Source organism: Paeniglutamicibacter sp. NPDC091659 (assembly GCF_044756805.1).
Classification (GTDB): domain Bacteria; phylum Actinomycetota; class Actinomycetes; order Actinomycetales; family Micrococcaceae; genus Paeniglutamicibacter.
Window position 1 is genome coordinate 1 of record NZ_JBIVTO010000018.1, and the last position, 21,201, is coordinate 21,201.

Annotated in this window: 20 protein-coding genes; 8 read left to right on the top strand and 12 right to left on the bottom strand. The window is 57.0% G+C overall.

Going from position 1 to position 21,201, the window contains the following annotated elements:
• Positions 1-593: 593 nt before the first annotated feature.
• From parA to ACIQLF_RS20960, 6 genes are all read right to left on the bottom strand, one after another.
• The gene (gene parA / locus ACIQLF_RS20935; RefSeq protein ID WP_400302903.1) at positions 594-1,244 is read right to left on the bottom strand and encodes a ParA family partition ATPase; all 651 of its coding nucleotides are present in this window, start codon (positions 1,242-1,244) and stop codon (positions 594-596) included.
• A gap of 238 nt (positions 1,245-1,482) precedes the next feature.
• A complete protein-coding gene (locus ACIQLF_RS20940; protein WP_400302906.1) occupies positions 1,483-2,415 on the bottom strand; it encodes a hypothetical protein in 933 nt (310 codons plus the stop codon).
• 23 nt (positions 2,416-2,438) lie between these two features.
• Positions 2,439-4,334, bottom strand: a complete 1,896-nt coding sequence (locus ACIQLF_RS20945) for a MarR family transcriptional regulator (RefSeq protein WP_400302909.1) — start codon at positions 4,332-4,334, stop codon at positions 2,439-2,441.
• A gap of 557 nt (positions 4,335-4,891) precedes the next feature.
• On the bottom strand, positions 4,892-5,137 hold the full coding sequence (locus ACIQLF_RS20950; protein WP_400302912.1) for a hypothetical protein: 246 nt from the start codon (positions 5,135-5,137) through the stop codon (positions 4,892-4,894).
• 255 nt (positions 5,138-5,392) lie between these two features.
• Positions 5,393-6,043 carry a class F sortase gene (locus tag ACIQLF_RS20955; protein WP_400302915.1) on the bottom strand — a complete coding sequence of 217 codons (651 nt, stop codon included), beginning with the start codon at positions 6,041-6,043 and terminating at the stop codon, positions 5,393-5,395.
• 178 nt (positions 6,044-6,221) lie between these two features.
• The gene (locus ACIQLF_RS20960; protein WP_400302918.1) at positions 6,222-8,978 is read right to left on the bottom strand and encodes a VaFE repeat-containing surface-anchored protein; all 2,757 of its coding nucleotides are present in this window, start codon (positions 8,976-8,978) and stop codon (positions 6,222-6,224) included.
• 231 nt (positions 8,979-9,209) lie between these two features.
• On the opposite strand from ACIQLF_RS20960, the gene ACIQLF_RS20965 reads away from it, so the two are divergent.
• The 3 genes from ACIQLF_RS20965 (at position 9,210) to ACIQLF_RS20975 (ending at position 11,366) form a co-directional block, all read left to right on the top strand.
• The gene (locus ACIQLF_RS20965; RefSeq protein ID WP_400302920.1) at positions 9,210-9,545 is read left to right on the top strand and encodes a hypothetical protein; all 336 of its coding nucleotides are present in this window, start codon (positions 9,210-9,212) and stop codon (positions 9,543-9,545) included.
• A 105-nt stretch (positions 9,546-9,650) separates the two neighbouring features.
• Positions 9,651-10,679 (top strand): SH3 domain-containing protein, encoded by a 1,029-nt coding sequence (locus ACIQLF_RS20970; RefSeq protein WP_400302922.1) that lies wholly within the window; start codon positions 9,651-9,653, stop codon positions 10,677-10,679.
• A gap of 27 nt (positions 10,680-10,706) precedes the next feature.
• Positions 10,707-11,366, top strand: a complete 660-nt coding sequence (locus ACIQLF_RS20975) for a hypothetical protein (protein WP_400302924.1) — start codon at positions 10,707-10,709, stop codon at positions 11,364-11,366.
• Between the two features lie 53 nt (positions 11,367-11,419).
• On the opposite strand, the gene ACIQLF_RS20980 is transcribed toward ACIQLF_RS20975, so the two are convergent.
• From ACIQLF_RS20980 to ACIQLF_RS21005, 6 genes are all read right to left on the bottom strand, one after another.
• Positions 11,420-12,166 (bottom strand): hypothetical protein, encoded by a 747-nt coding sequence (locus ACIQLF_RS20980; RefSeq protein ID WP_400302927.1) that lies wholly within the window; start codon positions 12,164-12,166, stop codon positions 11,420-11,422.
• A 14-nt stretch (positions 12,167-12,180) separates the two neighbouring features.
• Entirely contained in the window at positions 12,181-14,127 is a 1,947-nt protein-coding gene (locus ACIQLF_RS20985) for a hypothetical protein (RefSeq protein WP_400302930.1), read from the bottom strand.
• A 4-nt stretch (positions 14,128-14,131) separates the two neighbouring features.
• Entirely contained in the window at positions 14,132-14,677 is a 546-nt protein-coding gene (locus tag ACIQLF_RS20990) for a hypothetical protein (protein WP_400302933.1), read from the bottom strand.
• A 14-nt stretch (positions 14,678-14,691) separates the two neighbouring features.
• A complete protein-coding gene (locus tag ACIQLF_RS20995; RefSeq protein WP_400302935.1) occupies positions 14,692-15,756 on the bottom strand; it encodes an NlpC/P60 family protein in 1,065 nt (354 codons plus the stop codon).
• Positions 15,753-15,878, bottom strand: a complete 126-nt coding sequence (locus ACIQLF_RS21000; protein WP_400302938.1) for a hypothetical protein — start codon at positions 15,876-15,878, stop codon at positions 15,753-15,755. Before ACIQLF_RS21000 ends, ACIQLF_RS20995 begins: the two co-directional genes overlap by 4 nt.
• Positions 15,879-16,008: 130 nt before the next feature.
• Positions 16,009-16,284, bottom strand: coding sequence for a helix-turn-helix domain-containing protein (locus ACIQLF_RS21005; protein ID WP_400302941.1), 276 nt, complete (start codon positions 16,282-16,284; stop codon positions 16,009-16,011).
• 231 nt (positions 16,285-16,515) lie between these two features.
• On the opposite strand from ACIQLF_RS21005, the gene ACIQLF_RS21010 reads away from it, so the two are divergent.
• The 5 genes from ACIQLF_RS21010 (at position 16,516) to ACIQLF_RS21030 (ending at position 21,094) form a co-directional block, all read left to right on the top strand.
• Positions 16,516-17,106, top strand: a complete 591-nt coding sequence (locus ACIQLF_RS21010) for a DUF6668 family protein (protein ID WP_400302944.1) — start codon at positions 16,516-16,518, stop codon at positions 17,104-17,106.
• A gap of 2 nt (positions 17,107-17,108) precedes the next feature.
• Positions 17,109-17,399, top strand: coding sequence for a hypothetical protein (locus ACIQLF_RS21015; RefSeq protein ID WP_400302947.1), 291 nt, complete (start codon positions 17,109-17,111; stop codon positions 17,397-17,399).
• Positions 17,400-17,445: 46 nt separating this feature from the next.
• Entirely contained in the window at positions 17,446-18,189 is a 744-nt protein-coding gene (locus ACIQLF_RS21020; RefSeq protein ID WP_400302950.1) for a hypothetical protein, read from the top strand.
• Positions 18,190-18,278: 89 nt separating this feature from the next.
• Positions 18,279-19,613: a hypothetical protein gene (locus tag ACIQLF_RS21025; protein WP_400302952.1), complete on the top strand. Its 1,335-nt coding sequence runs from the start codon at positions 18,279-18,281 to the stop codon at positions 19,611-19,613.
• Positions 19,610-21,094 carry an SCO6880 family protein gene (locus ACIQLF_RS21030; protein WP_400302955.1) on the top strand — a complete coding sequence of 495 codons (1,485 nt, stop codon included), beginning with the start codon at positions 19,610-19,612 and terminating at the stop codon, positions 21,092-21,094. Before ACIQLF_RS21025 ends, ACIQLF_RS21030 begins: the two co-directional genes overlap by 4 nt.
• The last annotated feature ends 107 nt before the right edge of the window (positions 21,095-21,201 follow it).

The window sequence follows — 21,201 nt, forward strand, 5'->3', positions numbered from 1 at the left end:
GGGTGCGAGCGAGCGAGTGCCCAGGGCGCCTGAAACCGCACCATCCCGCATTGAGTAAATGATTCACTACTCATATGAGTAATTGAGTAATGCGGATGCGGGTGAGCAAGCAGTTTCATCGCGAGCTGGAGAGCCACGCAACCAACGCTGGTACCCAAAACATTGGCCGAGGGGACTGTTAGCCTCGGTGCGGCGTGCCTGGAACATAAAAGTGCGGCCCCCCGGAGACAAAGCCAGGGGGCCGCGGGTTGTTCCCATGAAAGAAACACTGTTTGCCGATGGGCAAGTATTTGGTTGTCTCAATAGTATAGAAGCGGTTTGCTTCTGGTCGCGCCGCCAATATTATGAGTATTTACTCACTTACTCATTGGGGAGTGAGTCAATGTATGCGGTGAGGAAGTCTCGGATACTCTTGTGTTCGCTGCGAGCGACGTGAACTTTCAGCTTGGTGTGTTTACTTTGGGCGAGATCAAAGTTCACGCGAACCATAGGCTCTACGGGAGTGACGTCATTGAGACTTGCCATTAGGCGGGCTTTCTCAGACTCCGATTTCACGCTTGGGCGACCGGCGCTGAGCCCAGTTCTCTTTGCGCTCATTTGCTTACTGCCTCATGTTCATTCAAGAGCGACACAATTTCTGCGCTGAGTTCCATCATTTCCCGAGCGCCTTCTGAGCGTGGGTAATCTTCAATTACCGTTGATCCGCCGGCCGCAGTGCCGGGGTAGTCAACGCGTTGGTGGATCTTGGTAGTGAGGACCGGCAACTCGTAGTCCTCCAGGATCACGGAAATTTCCTTCCCGATATTTGATCCCGTGATAGCGCGGGAGACGATGAACGCTGCTTGCAGCTTTCCATCGGTAATATCAATCCGCTGCTTGACCAAATCCACCAGGTCTGCGGTCGCCCAAATGTCGTATGGCGAGGGCTGGACCGGGATGAGGATGAAGTCTGATGCCTTAATCGCCGATACAGCCAGGTCGCTGGCCTGGGGAGCGCCGTCAATGATGACAAAGTCCACCGGCGCGAGGCTCTTCACGTCGCGCTCGATGGTGGGACGATCCATGCCTACAACTGAAATTGGGTGTTCTTCCCGCACCGCGGCCCAGTCCCTAGCGCTGCCTTGCGGGTCAGAATCGATAAGCAAGACGCTGTGGCCTGAGTGCTGCAACGCTGTGGCCAGGTGAGTGGCGATCGTTGTTTTGCCAGCTCCACCTTTTTGGTTCAGTACCGCGATGGTTTTCATGAGTTTCCTTCGGACTGCTCGATGAGTGGATGAGTAAATGATGCGTTACTCATTACTATATCACGAGTAAATGAGTAAATACTCATTTACTCGTTTGGCGATGCTCGGATTCGGGCGGGGAACAGGTTTGTTATGGGGGAGTCCTACCCACGGTGCTTTGACGTCATCCTGTCCTTGAAGGAAGAGGATTCCTTTGGTGATTGTCGCGATGTTCGCGGGCCTGGAGAATCCGTTTGGTTCATTCGTCGAACCAGGTCAGGGGGCAGATAATGAACGCTTGCAAGAAGGGATGTTTTTTCCGTCGTTTGGTTCCCGTGATCAGCATGATGCACCGATCGTCTTTAACCCATACGGGAGCGTTTCCTGCCGTGTTGTCAGCAATGATCGAATCGCCAAGATTGGTTGGAGGATTCCGGACCGGACTGAAACGCATTCTTGGTTCACCCCAGCGGTTTTCCGCGGCTGATTTGACAGCATTTACCCGGGTGCCAAAATAGTCCCAGTGGAATTCTTCAATAGCTTCCCCATCAGTTGATGCGGTTGTTAGCGAGTGGTAGGTCTGAGTATGGCTTCCCAATACATTGAAATCTTTGAGTGCACAGTCCTCGGTAGTGTCAGCATCCCACTGGAGCAAGGCTAGGCGCTCGACAGCTTCAAGGATCTGGTCGATCGGCCGCATTTCAAGGAATGGGCCTTCCTCGTCAAACTCATTTTGGAAGACATGAAATGAGGTTATGGAAATTTGAGCAACTTTTTCTTTGCTGAAAGTGAAGTTCAGGAATTTGCTTTCATCCAGCACATAGGTCATCGACCTACCACCTTCCCAAGCTGGCCAGCCCAAAACCGCGTGGATTTCCCGACGTTTAGCGTTGGCAGGCAGGTTCTCACAAATGGCTGATACCCATCGATCACCGCAATACGCTGGATCGGATTGGGTCCAAATGGTCACGGAATGCACTGTGTCGTCCAAGATCAAGAGTTCAGTGCCTACGGAACACAGATTCACACGCATTTCATGTAGTCCGTCAGCCTCGAACCGTTTCGTTACTTCGCTGCTTTCTCCAGGTATCTCGGCCAGAGCTCTCATATCTTCATCAGTGAGCGTGCAGCCCACAAGTTCTGAGTAGCCGTGGATTAGCCCCGAAGGCACCGTCGTATATGACCTTTCCATGTTCCCTTTTCTTGGTGTAGTAGCTAGCTAGCGCGGTTGAGAGCAATGGCCATGAGTGAGGTGTCAAGCTCATAGTGCTCGGGCCAGAAGGGTATGTCTTCGTCGGCGTATTCGTAGTCATCTGTCATGAGCGCGAGCGTCCCGAAAGCATTTGCACGGCTGTCCAGCCAGGAGTGCCAGGCTGCGCGCTGTATCCTGTGGGTTGCGTGCTGGGCGGCCATGGCTTCGAGCACACCAAAATACTCGGCCAAGGTGCGGAGCTTGCCAGGATTTGTGATGATCCATCCGTCAGCGGTGCGGCTGACAAGGTTCCAGGAATTGAGCATTTCCAGTGCTTGCTTGGTGCTGGTGGGGGAGAGGCCGGTTTCACGCGTGATGCCGGCCGTGGTGGCTCCGCCCTGGGACTTTTCAATGGCTTCGTAGACAAGAGCCGCAACTTGGCCCAGCTCCCTGAACACCGGACGCAGCGCGTGCGTCTTGCCCTTCTTCCAGGGCATCGTCTCGGCCACCACCGTGTAGTCATCGGGTATGACAAGCTCGTAGGCATCGGCATGCCGTCCGCGCCCTTCGCTGGCCTGGCGAATCAGGGGAGTCGGGCCGCTGGCCAGCATGCGCAGTTGCCGGGCAACGGTTGATTCGTGGGTCCCCGTGGCCAGCGCATAAGCACGAACACCAAATTCCAGTATGGGTGAGTTCTTCTTGTGGGCAGCTTCCAACAAGGCCCTTAGAAGGAACCTCAGGGAGACACCTTCGCGGCTACGTAGGTGGGAGCGTTCGTAGGAGTGAAGCACACGTTCCCAGGACCGCAGGAACTGATGATTCGATAGAGACGTATTCCTTAGCCCCCCCTGTGTGTTAATCCGGCTTGTGTCGTATTTACGGCCGGTCTTTCCCGCCTCGTTCCGGGTGGCCTTGGTAGCGCAGAAAGTTTCTGCTTTCCTCCAGTCCGCGCGCAGTGCCTTACCCCGCTGGTTCGGTGAATAGCGGGCATAGAACCCCGCAAGGCCGGCCCAAGTGCCGTCGTGCATCCGTCGCTGCACATCGGTCAGCGACCACCCGGAGCCGGCGGCAGAAGCGAGCACCGCCTGGCGGGCCTCCGAGGGAGAGCAGTAGCGGGAAGTATCGAACGTTCCGTGACGTCCCATCTGCTCTGCTTCTGCACGCAAGGTAGTACGGACGGCCGTGGATTCTTCTTGAGGATCAGATAAGGGAATGGGTGCCTCTGCGGTTTCGCGGAGACTCGCCATTTCGGATGTAAGTTCAGCGCGAAGTGCGGCATGGCCACTGGACGGATTCCGAAGCGTAGCTACTTCAACGGCTACTTTCAGGGGTTGGGTCAGAGTTTGGTGTCCACCGTGCTTCCATGGGGATCCAGGAACACGGATGCAACCGCTGTACACGGACTGGTGAGGGGAGGGGTCAAGGCTTGGGAATCGCTTGGCCAATGCTTCTACTGTTTCCCGCGCAGACGTGAAGTCAATCCGCTCTCGCCAAGGAACGTAAATATGGAAGCCTCCAGAAGGAGACGTGTCCTGAATCCAACCCAACCCGCATCTGGTCAACAGGATCTTCATTCCAAGGACATCGGCTGCTACATCGCCGCGGCCGGAGTCAAAGTCCAGACAGAAGGACGCTACACGGCCGTCCTTGCCAGTCACCATCACGGCTGCCGGAAAATGCGGTAGCTCTGCGGTCAACGCGCGGGTGTTTTTAGTGAAGTAGTTGCGGCCGCCGTCCTTGGAAAGCCGCATCATCGGCTGGCCCGCAATTGCAGCGGCAAGCGCCTTCCACTCCGCAGAAGCGCGCGCCAAATCAGCAGATCGATCTAAAGGGAACTTGGCATCTTGGACCGCGACACGTGGGGGAGTGGAAAGCTCAACTATTGGTTCCAAAACAGATATGTGTAAACTGGTGTGCATAAGCAGCATTCCTTGCAAAAGGGTGTGTTTGTAAGAGCTATTCACCTCGTCGTCGCCAAACTTAGAGGGTGGATAGCTGAATAACTTGAGTGAAGGCCCGTCTAGTACGGGCCTTCTTCATTTAAGAAGCGTGCTTGATCGGCAGCTCCGATTGGCTATCAAGACTGGAAATGTCGATGGTGCCCAACTGTTCGAGAACTATGTCCGCGATAAAGTCACTGGCAGAGATTCCTTGTGCCCTGGCTGCTGCGAAAAGCTTCTCAGCCTGGGACGTGGGGATACGGGTCGTAAATACGTGTCGTTCGCCCTTGGAAGGACGTCCGACCCTTGTGCGCGTTAGATTACCCATAGGTAGAAATTTACATTTCAGAAATAACGGCACCAAACTCACGCGGGGTGTGTCGCGATATATTTTCCCAAGTCATCCGTTACGGAACCGTTCGAGCCTTCGATCACGGCTGTAGATTTGGCGGGGTCTACTTTCGTGATTCCAGGATTGGCGTCTAGAGCTAACTACACCCTGTACCCGTCTCCACCCTCAATGCAGGAACTTGGGACTAACTACTGTGGGGTTTTTCGGCGTTGACTATCTGGTCTATGGTGCGTGTGAGTAGCTCGGTGATGGTGCATCCCTGCTCAGCTGCGATGACTTTGAGGTCGGCTTTGAGTTTTTGTGGAACGCGTAGGGTGATGGTTGCCCTTGTACCGAGATGGGGCCGGCCGCGGTGGTTTTGGCTGGTTTCCATGAAAACGACGTTGTTTTCGGGAAATTGAACTGTTGTTGGTGAATCTATGCTGTTCATCGGGTTGCTCTCCGTGCTCCTCGAATGTTTGCTTGCCATATCTGTTCGCGTTCTTCGGCGTCGCTGATGTAGTCGTCCAGGGCTTTCCGAATGATGTCCGAGAGCGTGTTGTGGTTTCTGTCGGCGAAGTCTGCGGCGTGGTCTCGCAGTGGCTGGGGAATCTGGATGCTGATATGTACTAGCGGTGTGGATGCGGTGCAAACTTGCGGCATTTCGTGTCCTTTCGTGCTGCTGTGCGCTGGATAGGGGGTGTGGCTAAGAAGTGGGTTCTGCGATGACTACGAGGTTGTAGAGGTAGTGGGCGGCTTCGCCGGCATCCACTGTGGGGCCGGAACAAGTCACGAGGACTAGCTCATGTTTGCCTTGTCTGGAGAAGAGTTCGGGGGATAGGGCTTGGCGTTCGTAGACCTGGATGTCTGTGGCTTTGTAGCTGAGCATGGTGCCGTCAAAATCTCGTACGAAGATCGGGGTGCCCTTTTCGATCTTGTGTAGCCGGCTAAAGGGGGCTTGGTCGCCGTAGCCAGAGTCAACGTGTGAGGCGATCAGCGAGCGTCCTTGCTTGCTGTCCAGGGGAACGGTTTTCTTGTACCAGGTGGCTGCTGGCGGGTCGGGGAGGACCAGCCAACCGTTTTCTGCGCCGGTCTGAACCAGTTCGGCGCCAAGGTCAAGGGCGGGGATTGAAATCATTGGGCCGGACAGATCGGCAATGAGCTTTTCGGCTTCTTTCACCGGGGGTCCGGTGTAGGTGTCCTGGTCATTCTGGCTGAATGTGGTTTGAGGCATCGGGGCGCTTTTGGGTGGTGCCGTAAGCGTCATGGCTCCGAATGCCGCAACGACGATTCCGACAAGCAGCATAAAAATCATCGCTACGATTGCGATCCGACGTTTGGTGGTTATGTTACTCATGACTCAGCCCTGCATTAGAAGTTGGGTGGGTTGCGGCCCCCTTGGGAGGGAGGGCCGCAACCGGTGTCCCGCGAACGGTAATGGGACGTGTTTTGACCGTGGGTGATGGTCAAAGTTCCTGCACCTTGGGGTAGGGCAGGCTACGTGGCCTGGGCTTGGGGAACCCAGACCACGAGTCTTAGGAGTCGGTGCGGCGACGCTTCATGCGAAGAAGCGCGGCACCGGCAGCGGTCAACAGCACTGCCCCCGTTCCCACGATGAGGACTCCTGCGGTGATGTCCTTATCTGCTGCACCCAATCCGGTGTTGATGGAAACGGGCTGTGCTGGGGCCGGTGTTTGGGCGACGGTGAAGGACTGCGATGCAGAATCGATGTCCTTATGGATCGCCACGATGTTGCCTTCGGAGTCCTTCACGACTTCAAAGACCACCAGTTCTTTTCCTGCGTGTTCGGCTGGAATCTCAAGATCAACGGTCGTTGTCCCGTTTGCGCTTTCTGGGATGAACTTTGCCGTGTTGGTGACTCCGGTTGATTTGCCGGTGGTCTTGTCCATCACAACGGCTTCAGCGGTGTATTCCTCACCGGGGACCAGGTTCGTGTACTGAATCTCGTCCACGATGGTGCCACCGGTGTGGTTCAGGACCTTGTCGCCGTCGCTCTTGTCTGTAGCGATGGTGCCGATGTCGGCAATGACGATGGTCTGGTCTACGTCGTCAATGTCTTCGTGAGCCGCGATCAGGATCTCGCCGTCAAAGACCTTCTCAAAGGCGACAAGGGACTTCCCTGGGTAGTCTTCGTTGACCTTGAATTCGACCTCCACAACTCCGTTGGATTCCTCTGGAGTAAACACAGCTTCACCCTTGATACCGGTTCCCTCTCCGGTTTCCTTGTCCATCAGTTCGCCCTTGACGGTGTATTCCTTGCCAGGAACCAGGTTGTTGTACGCGACAAGGTCGGTGACGGTACCACCGGCCTGGACAAGGTTTCCGTCGCCGTCTTCGGCGTCAATAGCTCTGGTGCCGATGTCGGCCACGTGGACGGTCTGCTTTTCGTCCTCGATGTCGTGGTGTGAGGCAATGACAATTTCGCCCAAGAGCACATCCTCGAAGGCAACGAGGGTCTTCCCGGCCTCGTTGTCGGTGAGGTCGAAGAACACGCTCACAACACCATCGGCGGTTTCCGGCGTGAAAGTAGCGGTTCCGGTGACTCCGGTGGGTTCTCCGGTGGCCTGGTCCATAAGTTCGCCCTTGACCGTGTATTCCAGCCCGGGAACGAGGTTGGTGTACTTCACCTTGTCTTCGACTTTGCCACCGGCCTGGACAAGGTTCTTGTCCCCGTCTTCAGCATCCAATGCCTCGGTGCCAATATCGGCTACAACAATGGTTTGGGCCTTGTCGTTCAGATCGTTGTGAACAACTACGCTCTTGCCGTCAAAGATCAAATCTTCAAAGGCAACAAGGGTCGTACCGCCAAATCCCTCGGGTACATCGAAAAGTACGTCGATCGAACCCTTGGCAGCCTGGGGAGTGAACGTGGTTGAACCCTTGATCCCGGTTCCCTTGCCCGTGGCTTTGTCTTGAAGTTCCCCGGCAATGGTGTATTCCTTGCCCGGGATTAGTTCGGTGTACTGCACGGTGTCAATGACCTTGCCGCCGGCTTGGATCAGGTTTTTGTCCCCGTCCAGGGAATCGGTCAGCGTGGTTTTCAAGTCGGGCTTTGGCCCAACTTTCACGGTCTGCTTAACGTCGTTGATGTCCGTGTGTTGGGCGACCTTGCTGTTCCCGTCGTAGAGGTACTCGAAGACGACAAGGGTTTTGTCCGCGTATCCGCTGGGCACTTTGAATTCAACGGTCGTGGTGCCGCTTGCATCTTTTGGCGTGAATTTGGCCGAAGCAGTGATTCCGGTGCCCTTGCCCGTGGCCTTGTCCATCAGTTCGCCCTTGACGGTGTATTCCTTGCCGGGGATCAGGCGTTCATAGGCAATTTTGTCAGCGATGGTGCCTCCTGTGTAGTGGAGTACCTTGTCGCCGTCTGACTTGTCTGTGGCAGTGGTGCCCAGTTCGGGAGCGGCAATCTCAACGGAATCAGAACCGGACACGGCGATAGTGCCACCTGAGACAACCTTGTTCTGGTTCTTGTCGTCGTCGTACTTGTACGCCGTCACGAAGTCAGCTGGAAGCGACTCATTCGTTACTGCCTTGACCGAGATCTCACCGCTGCCGGTGGCAGTGAAGTCCGGGGTTTCACCTGGTGCCACGGTGATGCTCTTCTTGCTGTTTTCGTCAAACACGGCTGGGCCGGTGAGCGTCAAGGTGATCGATACCTTGTCTTCACCGATGACCTTGATGGATTCGCCGGCAGAGGACTTCACGGAAAGGTTTGTCACCTCGCCCTTGTGGCCAATGACGGTCATTTTGGGGGCAAGCTTGTACTCCCCAATGTAGTCCTTGGCTTCTTTGATCCATTTGTCGGCAACGTCGCTCAATGCCTTGGTTTTGGGGTTGTTTTCGACCTGCCATCCCCAGTTGATCCAGGAACTCATGTCGTCGCGGGTGGGGTCCAGGAGGTTGTGAGCTGCGGCCGCGATCTCCGGGTGCAAGTTCTTGTCGTGGTCGTACTTCTGAATGATGTAGTTCAAGGTGCGGGCGGCAGTGGTGTCGATCTTGGTGATCTTGTCTGCTTTGCCGCCGTTGTAGTCGTAGTCGGTCAGCACGTTGTACTGGATGCAGTACGCGGAAGCCTTGGTTTCCTTCACCTGCTCTGAGCCCACGTAGCCGGTATCGCCGAGCGTAAAGACTCCCCACCCGCGTTTATCAGATGAGTATTCAACCCCGTTGGCTGCGTTCGCTGGCATGGCGCCAAAGGTGCTTGCCAGGACGCCGATGGAGAGCGCGGCCGCGGCCACTGCCTTTGGTTTGTCCAGTTGTTTCTTCATTGGGTTTCTTCCTGATGGTTGATGCGTAGGACGTTTCGTCACATACCCAGACGGAGTAGTGTCGAAAACGTGATGCAAGATTCGAATTAATCCAAGATTCCCCTAAAGAAGTAGTAGAAAGAGACGAATCGGCACACTTGTAACGTTCTGTTACTTTATACACACTTGGTATAAAATCACAAAGAGAGATGCACGAACGCGACGATATTTTCGTAGTGGAATGATAGATGGATGCTGGAGGATGACGATGTCACAACACAGGTACGCAAACTGGTGGTGCACTCTGTCGTGAAACAAATTGATGTTCTTCTGGACTCCACGGAACGGGCACGCGCCCTCTTCGAATTAGTCGGGAATCAAAACGCTTCGTCACTTAGCCAAGCCCCCACCTTCATCGAAGGCTTGGAAGAGCTTGCTGCTACGCGTGAACAGTTGGATAGCAGCATTCGCCAAATTGCCGTTTTTTTAACGACACACATGCGTATCCCTCGACTAGAGGTTGCAAAAGCTCTGGGAATCTCCAATATGACTCTTGGCCGCTGGATCAAGAACGACTTGGAAAAATAGCCCTCATTCTCACGTAATTTTCTCCGTTCGACTCTCTCTTAAGTTAAAACTGGTTCGCTTCTGCTTTTAAAGGCATAGAGAACCACGGCCCGAGGGAAGTCACGGATGGAATTCCAGAAGAAGAACACGAAGAACACACGGTCATTACTGACTACGACTGCACTGTCCCTGGCGCTTTGCATAGCAGCTAACCCTGGAATTCCTGCGGTAGCTGCCCCCATTGCTGGACAGTCCTACGTTGCGTCAAACATTGCTACAACGACCCCAGCTGCGACCAAGACCGTTTCCACGATCAAGACCACTGCAAACCTCAATCTGAGGAAAGGTGCGGGCACTAAGTTTGCAAAGGTTGCCGTCCTCAAGAAGTCAACAACTGTTGTCAAAACAGGAAAAGCCAAGGGGAAATGGTGGCAAGTCAAGGCCGGCAAACGCACCGGATGGGTCAACTCTGGATTCCTAAAAACCACCAAAACGGTGGTAAGCGACAAGAAGCCAGCCGCTACCAAGAAACCAGTGACAGCGGGCAAAACAGCTACATATCGTTGGAACACCGATAAGGTCAATATCCGCAAGGGAGCTTCTGTAAACCGTGCGACTCTTGGCATGGTCCCCGCGTGGGAAAAGATGCAATTTCTGGGGAAGACCCAAAACGGATGGTCCTATGTGAAATCTTCCAAAGGGAACGGCTGGATCAAAAACACCTACCTGTCCAAAACGGAAAACTATCCAGTAGCCGTTTATGGAACATTGAGGAAGGGACAGTCGGCCTACAGCATTCTGGCTGGCAAGACTAGCAAGGAAACCAAGACAAAAATCGTTTCCCACACTCTTTACCTGAAGCCGGGCAGTACCTGGTGGACCTATATCGTTCCGACCAGCGGCAAGAAGAACACCGTGGTGGTCGAGAAGATGGTTATCAAGAAGGCCGCGTACAACGACACCATTAAGAGAATGGACTCGTGGGAACGCTTCGACCCTTCCGCCCCCCTGGCCGATCAGAACTACAACAGAAAGCTGATCAAAGACCTCGACGGGAAGACTGTCTATGCCTATGTTGCCGGGAAAAAAATTGCTGACTATTTGAAAAACGATGGCAGCAAGATAACCAGCGGCGACTACCTCAAGCGCTTCTAAGCCCACCTACTCTCAAGGGTCCCCCACATGAAAAAGAACCAAAAAAGAACCATTGTCGCTACGTCCATTGCGGCACTTACCATCGGGTGCGCCAGCTTCGGAGTTTTGAGCGCAGCGAATTCTGAACCGTTCACGCTTCCTACCGATTTGCAGGAAGGCGTCGCTGTAGCGTCGGAAAACCCCGTCACCCAGGAATCCGTAAAGACGGATCAATTCGACAATGTTGCGAAGAAACCGGGTGAAGCAGCGGGTCTTGTTGATGAAGAATCCCAAGAAACCTTGTTTTCCATATCCGTCAAGAACATCCGCACGAGTCAGGGGTGCCCTTCACGCGTACCAGAAATGAACCTAACTCCGGAACGGAAAACGTTCCTCATCCTTGACGTTGAAGCAACCATGTCAGCCAAGGTGGGAAGCACCGTTGAGGACGCAAAAGATAACGAGCTCTATATGCCATTGATTGCTGAGGCATTCAGCGTAAGCGACAAGAGCGGAAACATTGAACGAAATGTGTCCAGTCAATCCGCATGGGGATGCTTCGATGAAAGCCTGCTGATTCCCGCAGTTGTCAACGCGGGAGAAAGCGTCCATGGAAAGGTCGTCTTGGACACCTCCCATATTTCGGGGAAGGTCGTCTACGATCCAGAAAACAATGGAGGCTGGAGCTGGCCCATCGGCACAAACTAGGTATTGAAAAAGAGAGGGGCGGGATTTTTTCCCGCCCCTCTCATTTTCTGTTCTTAGTTTTCGCGGGCCAGGCGCCGGGCACCAAAGGCTCCCGCGCCGGCTAGGGCCGTTCCCCCGGCGATCAGTGCCCAGAATTGGGCATCGCTGCCGGTCTCGTCAGCACCGAGACCGGAGTTGATGCGAACTGCATTACTGGGTACGTAAGAAACGCTGCTGGTTCGTTCCACGGAGGCTACGGAGTTCAGGGCGCTGTTTGCCGTTTTTCCAGTGTTGGTGGTTGGTGTGGTCGGTGAACCGTTGGTGTTCGGTGCTGTCGGTTTGGGGTTAGCGCCGCTTGGGGCCGGCGTCACAGGGGTGATAGAGCCTGGTGTAGTCGGTTCCGGCTTAGGCGCTGGCTCCGGCGCCGGTTCCGGTGCAGGCTCGGGCTCCGGCGTCGGTTCCGGGACAGGCTCGGGCTCCGGCGTCGGTTCCGGGACAGGCTCGGGCTCCGGCGTCGGTTCCGGTTCCGGCATTGGTTCCGGTGCTGGTTCGGGCACCAGTTCGTCGCCCAATGAATCCTCGAACGTGCCAGGCGTGGCAAATTCCTCTGCTGCGAGTGGTTGCACGAACGCATCATCACCGGCCAGCGAGTCAACAACTGTTGCCACCTGGGCCTCACCCGTGACAGCTGGCATGGCGTCAGCGGCGGAGGCTGCTGGTGCCCCGATGGCGGCCAGGATAGCTGCTGTTGCCAGTGCCCCGGCTGCTGCCGTGGCGTTCCGTTTGGTGTGCCGAATTGGTACTGCTCTGTGCTTACCCAAGATAGTTCCTATCTCTAGTTGGTGGGTGTTGTGGGATGCACCGACAGTGTTGTGCCTTGTTGAAGGAACACCGCATTGTCGGTGACAGCTATGGCGTTGCTGCCAAAGGGCAGTGCGCGGGTTTTGCCGTTGGTTCCCCAGAGGGTTTCCTCGGTGCCGGTGGTGAACTGGCATCCTCCAGGGATGAAGGTAAGGGTGTCGAACTCTTTGGGGGTTCCCGTGGGGGCCGTGAATTTTCCGGTTTCCAGATCAGCCCATATTTCAGCGAAGTAGGCTGCGTTTCCGCTCAATGACAGTCGAATGTTCAGCCGCTCGCCCTCGGCACTTTTGTATTCCTGGGTGGCGGTGATTTTTCCTGTTCCCACGGAATGAAGGGTGGCAATCTTCTTTTGGGTGGTCTGCCAGAGCATCAGCAAGTGGGTGTCACTGCATGCCGCCCATTGGGTGATGGAAGCTCCTTTGGCGGGAAGCCTGACCTTCACCTCGCGGGCAATCTTGCCTTTGCGGGTGGCCTTGATCAGGGAAGGAACCTTTTTGCCGTCCAATGACGCCCACAGCATGTGTGCGTCGCTGGTCAGGGTGATTGGTGCCGGCCCCGGCCCCGGCCCCACGAAGGTTGTGAGCGCATTCCCGTCTAGAGCGTAGGTTTTCTTGGCGGACCCCAGGTTGGGGATATTGTCGGAGATGAAGACGCGGCCGTTGCGGGTGATGATGCTGTGCATAGCGGGTACGTCGTGCTCTTGGACCTTTGCTCCCGGTGCCCAGGTCAAGAGCCGCGGGCCTTTCTCGGCGGTATTGATGACTGCTGCGAACCCGCCTTTGCCGGTGGCGATTGCATCCGAGTTGAAGGTTCGGGCGCTGTTCAAGGACGCAATTTTCTTCCCGTTCCCGGCGTCGATGATGTCCACCGTGGCTTCGTCGGTTTTCATGGCCAGGTACTTTCCATCGCGTGAAAAGGCTGGCTTGTTTTGGGTGAGCTGGGTTGTCCAGGCTGGTTCAACGCTGAACCCTTGCACCGGAGGTTGCGGCGCTGGTGTTGGCGTCGACGAGGGTGTGGGCGCATCCACTGGGGCGGACGCTTCATTGGTGTGTCCGTCTCTCAGGCTGTTGAGGGCAACCGTTCCTGCACCCAGCAGCAATGCCGCCGCCCCTCCGATAATCAGTGCCCTACGAGTGGGGAAATCCTTCTTTTGATCCTGTTCCGAGTCGGGCACATAATGGACACCTAAAATCTCAGCATGGTCAGACTCCACGGGTACTGCTTCAGTTGGAAGCACCGGGGGAAGTTCTGGCCGTGGGGGGACCGCAACAAGGGCCGGTGCCGGCTCGACTTCTGTTTCGCGTACCAAATCTTCTGCGACAACGGTAGCTTCGTATGCTTGTACCGGCCCCAAGGTGCCGTCCGCCGCCATCTGCTGGGTGTAGGCGTCTGGGTGTACGGCAAGTACCGTGGAGTTTCCTTCTTCAAGCAGATGCAGGCGGATCGGGCGAGAAAGCGACTGGGCCACTTGGGCTGCTTCTGCGATGGCATGGTTGCGGAATTCCTCGGGGGATACTGCAAGGGCCGTTTCGACGGAGCCTGTTTCGGTATTCGAGAGGGTTCCGGTGACGGTGTTGTTTTCGAGGTGGTTTACTTCGAGCGTGGCAGCAAGTGCCGGCGTTGCCGGAATGAGTATCCGGGCATCTGGTGCTGCGGCCTTTTGTTCTTCCGCCCGTTCAATGTCTGTGGTCGTTCCGTCCGGGTTCACGATCAGCCGAGTGGTGCCGCTGGGATCGGTGGCAAGGACCCGGATCGGGCGATCTAACGGTTTGGCGCAGGTCAGGGCAATATGACTGATCACTGCCTGGTGCGGCGGGGTTCCATTGAGGTCGATTGACTCGCCATTCACAGTGACTTCGTGGTCTGAAATTTTGGCGATGACCACAGGGAACTGGGGCACATATGGGGGTTTCTTGGCCATGTTGCTATCCGTTCGTCAGGGCGGATACGTGCCAGGATCCGCTGGTTTTTGTGAGTGTGAGAAAGAGGATTTGGGTTTCGTCGGGAATACTCCAGTTGTTCTTGCCGTGGTAACTGATCGTGGCTATGACCTGTCGTGACACGGAACTTTCGGTGTCGTTGAACGAGTCGTCTTCGCCCAGTTCCACGGTGACGCTGGTGTATCCGTCGTGGCTGGCCATCTCATTCCATGTCGCCCCGCCACCGCCAGGGCGTTCGGTTGACGTGGCTTTTGCCAGGACCGGCGAAAGCCACGGGGCCGCACGCCGGGATGCGTCTGCCGGGGAAAGGTCGAACCGGCTGTCATAGGTGAACATGGTCTGGGTGGCGGTCAAGGCCACGTCGGATGCTGTCTTGGGATTCGCTGCGATCTGGCCTCTGGGTTTGCCCGACGCGCCGGCCGGGACCGTGAGGGATTCCAGCTCTTGTATCTGCGCGGTCGTCTCCGCTGCTGTCGTCTCAGCGGCCGGGGATTGCGCGCACCCCGCGAGCAAGAGAAGCATGAGGGCCATACCGGTGCATTTGTTTAGGTGATGCGGCGAATTTCCCATGTTTCCTTCTCGTAGTAGCTTCCGTTGAGGTCGATGATCTTGACCACCGTGCTGGGGTTGGGCGCGTGGAGCATCTTCCCGTTCCCGTAATAGATCCCGATGTGGTGCCAGTTTCCCGACGAATTGCGAAAGGCTATGAGGTCGCCCGGTTGCATGTCGGCGCGTGAAACGGGGGTCCCCATGGTGCGCTGGATTCGTGCGGCGTGCGGGAGCTTCTTCCCGGTTGCTTGGTAGACGGCATAGAGCGTGAGCCCTGAACAGTCGAACCCGTGGGTTCCTGAACCACTGCCGATGCCGTAGCTGGGGCCGGTGAAGGTGCCGCCTCCCCAGGCATAGCGTGTGCCAAGAAATTTCTGGGCGTGGGCGACAATCGCTGCACCCGTCGCAGTTGCGATCTCATTGGAGGCGCCACCACCGGCCAGGACCACGCTCTGGTCCATGTAGTTGGCGCTGGAGTCAATGATCTTTCGCACGTAGCCCTGCGTTTCGGCGAACGGAGGGATGCCCCCAAAAGTCAGCACATTGCCCGGGCCTGCGTTGTATGCAGCCAGAGTGAGTTCAGTGAAGTCACCGCTGGCCTGCCCACGCTCAACATAGCCAGCCACAATCTTGGATAACGTGCACATGTAGTCGGCTTGCGACCCCACCGCGTCTTCGATTTCCCGTGCAGAGGCAACGCCGTTGCCGTTGTAGTCCTTGCCATACATTGCCCAGGTTCCGGGCATGAACTGGCTCGGGCCCATGGCCCCGACCGGGCTGGTGGCGTTGGCGTTGAAGCCAGATTCTTGCTTGATTTGGGCAGCGAGCAGTGGGGTAGATATTGCTTCGCACCGGGTGCCGGCCGCTTTCAGCGCTCCAACGTAGTCGGCGGGGACCGTGGACGAATTGAATGCCCCTCCGCCGGCTTGCGGGGTATCTGCGGTGGTTTGGTTTGCGCTGGAGATCATGGCTCCGCCCAAGGGCAGGGCCAGGACCAGCACGAACATTCCTGCAAGCCCAGTCAGCGCGCAACCCAAACCGCTGCCGCCGCCTTCGCTCACGAGGGCGCGTCTCCGGTGACCATGGCCAAAAGCTTGGACTTGGAATAGAGCATGCTGTGGCCGATTTTGGTGACGGTGATGTCGCCGCGACGGGTTGCCAAGAGTATCTGACGCGGGGTCATCCGCATCAGCCAGGCAGCTTGGTCCTTGTCCAGGATTTCAGGAAGCTTTGCTACATCCTCGGCCGTGGGAGGCTCACGTACCGGTTCCGGTTCCCTCGGGGAACTGGTGGTGGTGTGAGTTTCGTTTAGCTCATTCTTCGATGAGGGCGGGAGCGTCCTGTGTGTCATCGGTTAGCACCGACGACTTTGAGGTTTGCGCTGCGGATGCGGGTTGCTTCACGAGAGCTTCCAGCGCCGATTTCGAGAAGAACCAGGTGCGGCCGATCTTGCGCCCGGGTATGACTCCGTCCGCTGCCCACCGCGTGACTTGGACCGCGTTGGAGTCCAGCATCCTGGCCACTTCCTCGGCGTTGACCAGCTCGGGAAGTTGGTCGTATTCCGCTGCGGTAATTCGTTGTTCGCTCATCACCGTTCATCATATGCAGTTTCCTAACCTTTTGCCTGTTGAAGGATCGATTCTTGCGTAACCGTAGCAACTCAAAACACAAAAAGCCATTTTCAAGCCTTTTCAGGTATTTTTAGGTACCTAAAAATCAGTTTGAACCATTTTTAGGTATCTAAAAATACTTTGGAGCACTATAAATGCTGTTAGGATCGCTTTAATGCATCAAATGTGGAGTCGAACTGGAGGATGCGCATGCTAACCGAGCCGGAAGTAGAGCCCTGGTCAATTCCGGCGATCCTGCCCTCAAACGAAGAAGTGGATGAGCCGGAAGACAAGGGCGCTATTGACCCCCTGCCTATCGGGGCATCTCCACGGGCTCTTGCGCCCACCCCATCGACCCGGCTTCCTTGCCCGGTCCTGGGGCAGCCTTTGACGTGGCTCGGGTGCCACGGCGGTTCGGGGGCGACATCACTTGAGCGGGCAACGAATATCGGTGTTGCTCTTTCCCAATCGTGGCCGAACCCGCTTCTGGGGTGGCCTGCTGAGGTAGCGCTGGTCTGCCGTTCCAATCGAGCCGGCCTCGATGCAGCGGGGCGGATGCTGCATCAGTGGGTGGCCAACCAGATCCCCAGCGTTCGGGTGGTGGCACTGGTGGTCATGGCCGATGCACCAGGCCGGACACCCCGACCCTTGGCTCGCCGCATTCGTGAGCTCTCCGGCGTCGTGCCACAGGTGCACACCGTGCCGTGGATTCCCGCTTGGCGTGAAAACCCGTTTCAGGGCTCACCGCTCCTGAACAAAACCACTGAGGCCGTCTTGGCCTTGGTCAAACAAGAAAGTTAGAAATGCTACTTACAGCTCAGCTCAAAGCCTTGAATTTCCTCGCGGCCAAGGTGCCAGAACCAACCATTGGCAATGTCCCGGACGATCTCACCAAGAAGGTCAATGAGGGTCTGGGCCTGGTCTTCTTTTTCGTGACGGCCGCTTGCGTTCTGGGCGTTTTGATCGTGGCTGGTTCCATGGCCTTGGCGCACCGAAACGGCGAACTGGGCGAAAAGTTGAAGGGTCTTATGGGCGTTTTGATCGCTTGCCTCATCGCTGGCTCGGCCTCGGCCATCGCCGGATTCTTCTTCTAAACCAGGTCGTTTCTGACCATCATTTCTAGGAAAGGCGGGTTGGCCGATGGGTAACCGCAATGCTTGGTTCCGTCAAAAGACTCTTGTGATCACGGGCGGAATAGTGGCCATCTTGGCTCTCGTGTTGGTGGTGGCCCTTCTACTGAACCGGCCCCCCGAGGCCGGGCCATCGAACGTAGTCGGAATCAGCGAGACTCCGACGGGCCAACAGAACGCCGCTCCAGAACAGGTGGAAACGTACGAGTCATCCTGCGGCTTATCCGGCGGGTCTGTAGACCTGCCGGATAAGGACTTTGTGAATCAAATCAAGTGGCAGGAAAGCAAGGGCCGCAAGCTGGGTGTTTCCAAGACCGCCGGCCCGGGCCGCATGGAGAACGGCGTCTGGTCCTGCTACGCACGCACGCCCGAGGGCGCTCTGCTCGCCATGAACAACCTGACGTTTCAGTTGGGAGGACTCGCCGAAAGCAAAGCAGCCTGGACGCAAATAGCCACCTATCAAACGGTGAATGAAACCGGCACCAAAGCCCTGCTGGCCGATGGAATGCCAACGATCCCGCAAACCAACGACGGTGAATACCGGGGAATTGTCATCGACGGATACACCGATAACTACGCCGACCTGAGCTGGTACCTCTACGACAAAGAATTGCTACGCCCCTATGTTTGTAGCGCCAAAATGCAGTGGCAGAACGGGGACTGGAAAATGGTCCTCCAGAATAACGGTAACCTCTCGAGCGGGTGTTCCCACGAGGAACCCCAAGGTGACTACGTTGAGTGGTGGACCAAGTAATGGCATGCGCACAAGGGGACCTCGTTTGCATGGGGCGTGAAGGGGTCGGAAATGTTGTCGGCGCGATCGGCAACAGTGCCTTGGAGTCCATGGCCGAGTCGTTCAAGAACGCTGCGGAATGGGTCATCAAGGAACTCACCACCTCGTGGATGAATGTTCCGGTCCCGGATCTTGTTTCGGCCGATAGTCCGGCGATGTGGCTGCAAGGTGTCACGAAGTATTTTGTGATGGCCGCCGCGGTGCTTTCCCTGTTGATCGCGGCGGGAAAGCTCGCCGTCACAGCCGACATGACGCACTTGAGGTCGGCGGGGCAAACCATGGCCAGGGTGCTCATCACGACTCTTACGGCAACAACGTTTATCACCTTGGGCCTGGAAATCGGTTCCATGTATAAGACGTGGATCATTGAACAAACAGACATCAATTTGAGCGAAACGGTGGTCTTCACGTCCATGGTTTCAGTGCCAGGACTCTTGCTGATCATGGCCCTGCTGATGATCATCATTCAGATTGTCCAGTTCGGCTTGGTGCTCGCCGCTCAGGGGATCCTCGTTCTCCTGGCTGGCGTGCTCCCCGTGCTGGCTGCATCGTCAAAGGACTCCTTCACCAAGGCGCTGGGGTGGTGCATCGCCTTTGTCCTTTATCTACCCGTGGCCGCCACCATTTATGCGCTCACCTTCAAGATGGTGGGCAGTGAGAACGACCTGCCGACCCAGCTCTCAGGCATGTTCCTGATGATCTTGGCGATTGTCGCGATGCCGGCCCTGATCAAGATTTGTGTGCCCGCTGCGGGAGCAATGTCCATGGGCAACGCCGCGGGTATGGTGCTCGGGGCAGCAGGCGCGGCCGCTGCGGTCGGGGCAATTGCCGTTACCGGCGGTGCCGCTGGATTCGCGGGTGCTGGTGGTGCTGCTGCGAGTGGAGCCAGCGCGGGCGCGGGCGGTGCTGCTGCGAGCGGTGCCGGGGCAAGTGCTTCCGGGGCAGCAAGCACCGCCGCCACGAGTGAATCTGCCGCGGGCAGTGGAGCGGGCGCAACCTCGCACGGCAGCACAGGCGGGCCATCTGGCGGCCTTCCACCCACCAGCGGGGCCAGCGGGCAGTCCGGCAATGAAAGCACCGGATCGGATAGTTCCGGGACCCAATCTGCCGGTCCAAACAGCTCTGGGATTGGCGGTGGCCTGAACCTACCGGAAAGCACTCCGCACAGCGGTGCCAGTGGAGCCCAGATGGACGGGGAAAACCCTGCCTCGCCGATCTCTTCACCGCCTTCCAGCGCCCCAACGACTGGTGGTGCGTCGGGGGCTGCGGAAGCGGACTCGGCCGGAACGAACTTCGCTGGATACATACAAGCCGCACAAACCGGCAAACACCTGGCCACCGAAGGCCATAACCAGGCTTCTGGAGCATTGGAGGACACCGCATGAGCACCGACCACACACCGGTACGCCGGTCCTACGGGAACTGGATCCTGCAACGTTCCCCCGGCATCCCCGGCTTCGGCCTACTCGGATCAGTCCTCTTGTTTGCCGCCGTTATTTGCGCGCTCTTTGCACTCATGCTCGCAGGTCCAACACCGGCTGTGGTCATCCTGGGGATTTTTGCAATCCTGATCGGTTTCACCACGCCCTTGGGCAAGGCCCTGACCCACCAGATCCGATTCTCACTGCATACCGTCGAAAATGAGCACCATTTTAGGAGTGGCGTGTTTTCCAAGAACAAGAACCCTGAACTTCGGCTTCCCGGCGCAATCGGCAAGATGCGGCTTCACGACCGGATCGACCCGATGGGAAACCGGTTTGCCGTCCTCGAAAATCCACACAACGGCGGATACTTCACGGTGGTTGCCCGGTGCGTCTCGGACGGCCCAGCACTACAGCCGCAAGACCGCCTCGACCATTGGGTTGGCCAGTACGGTTTCATGCTCTCCTCCATGGGTGCCGAGCCAGCATTGGTGTGTGGCAAAGCCATCATTGACACGGCCCCCGACCACGGCGGCCGCCTCAAGACCCATGTTCGTTCCTCCCGTGCGGCCGGCGCTCCGGCCTTGGCTACGGCCGTGATGGAGGAATGCCTGGCAACTTACCCGGCAACAGACTCCGAAAACGTCACCTACATCGAGCTCACGTTCAAGGGCCGGCTTCTGTCACGACGCAACAAGTTCGAGGACATCATGTCCGAGTTGTCGCGAAAAGTGCCAACGATCATCGGCCAGGCACAAGCTGCCGGCGGCGGTTCCGTGGAAATGCTCACTGCCTCCCAGCTCCCGCAAATCGTTCGCGCGGCCTATGACCCCGACGCGCAACGGTACTTGGAGGAAGCCGAGATGAAAGGCATCGACAACCCTGTGGACTGGCACGACGCCGGTCCAGTGGCCTCCCACGATTTGTGGGCCTCGTTCCGTCATGACTCGGGCCTCTCGGTGACCTACGAGATGGTTTCTCCGCCGCGCTCTGCAATTCGGGAACTGGCGCTGGCAGGGGTTTCCCGTCCCCACAATGATTTTGTCCGCAAACGGGTTGCGTTGATCTACCGTCCGCATTCACCGGACGAATCCGCAAGCGTTGCCGAACGCGACGCCCAGACAGCGACATTCCTGGCTTCGGGAACCAAAAAGAAAGTCTCGGCCGCCAACCAACGAATCATGCGCGCCACCGAACAAACCCGCCAAGAAGTCGCCGCCGGATCGGCGCTGGTCCGCTTTTCAGTGCTGATCACCGCCACCGTGGCCAACGAGGAAGACCTGCCCCAGGCAGAGGCAACCATCCTGACGCAATCGGGGTCGATCCCCTTCCGCATCCGGAAGTCCTTCGGGTCCCAAGCCGCCGCATTCGCCACCACGCTCCCGGTGGGTTTCGTGCCCTGGGAACACAGCCTCATCCCTTCCAAGATTCGGGAAATGATTTGAAACTGACAACGCGAGCTTCTGGAAAACGAAGCAAGAAGTCCACCGTCGCCGCTTCGCCCAAGCGCAAGGCGTCTGCTGCCTCGGAGCCCAAAGGGTTCGGGCCGCTG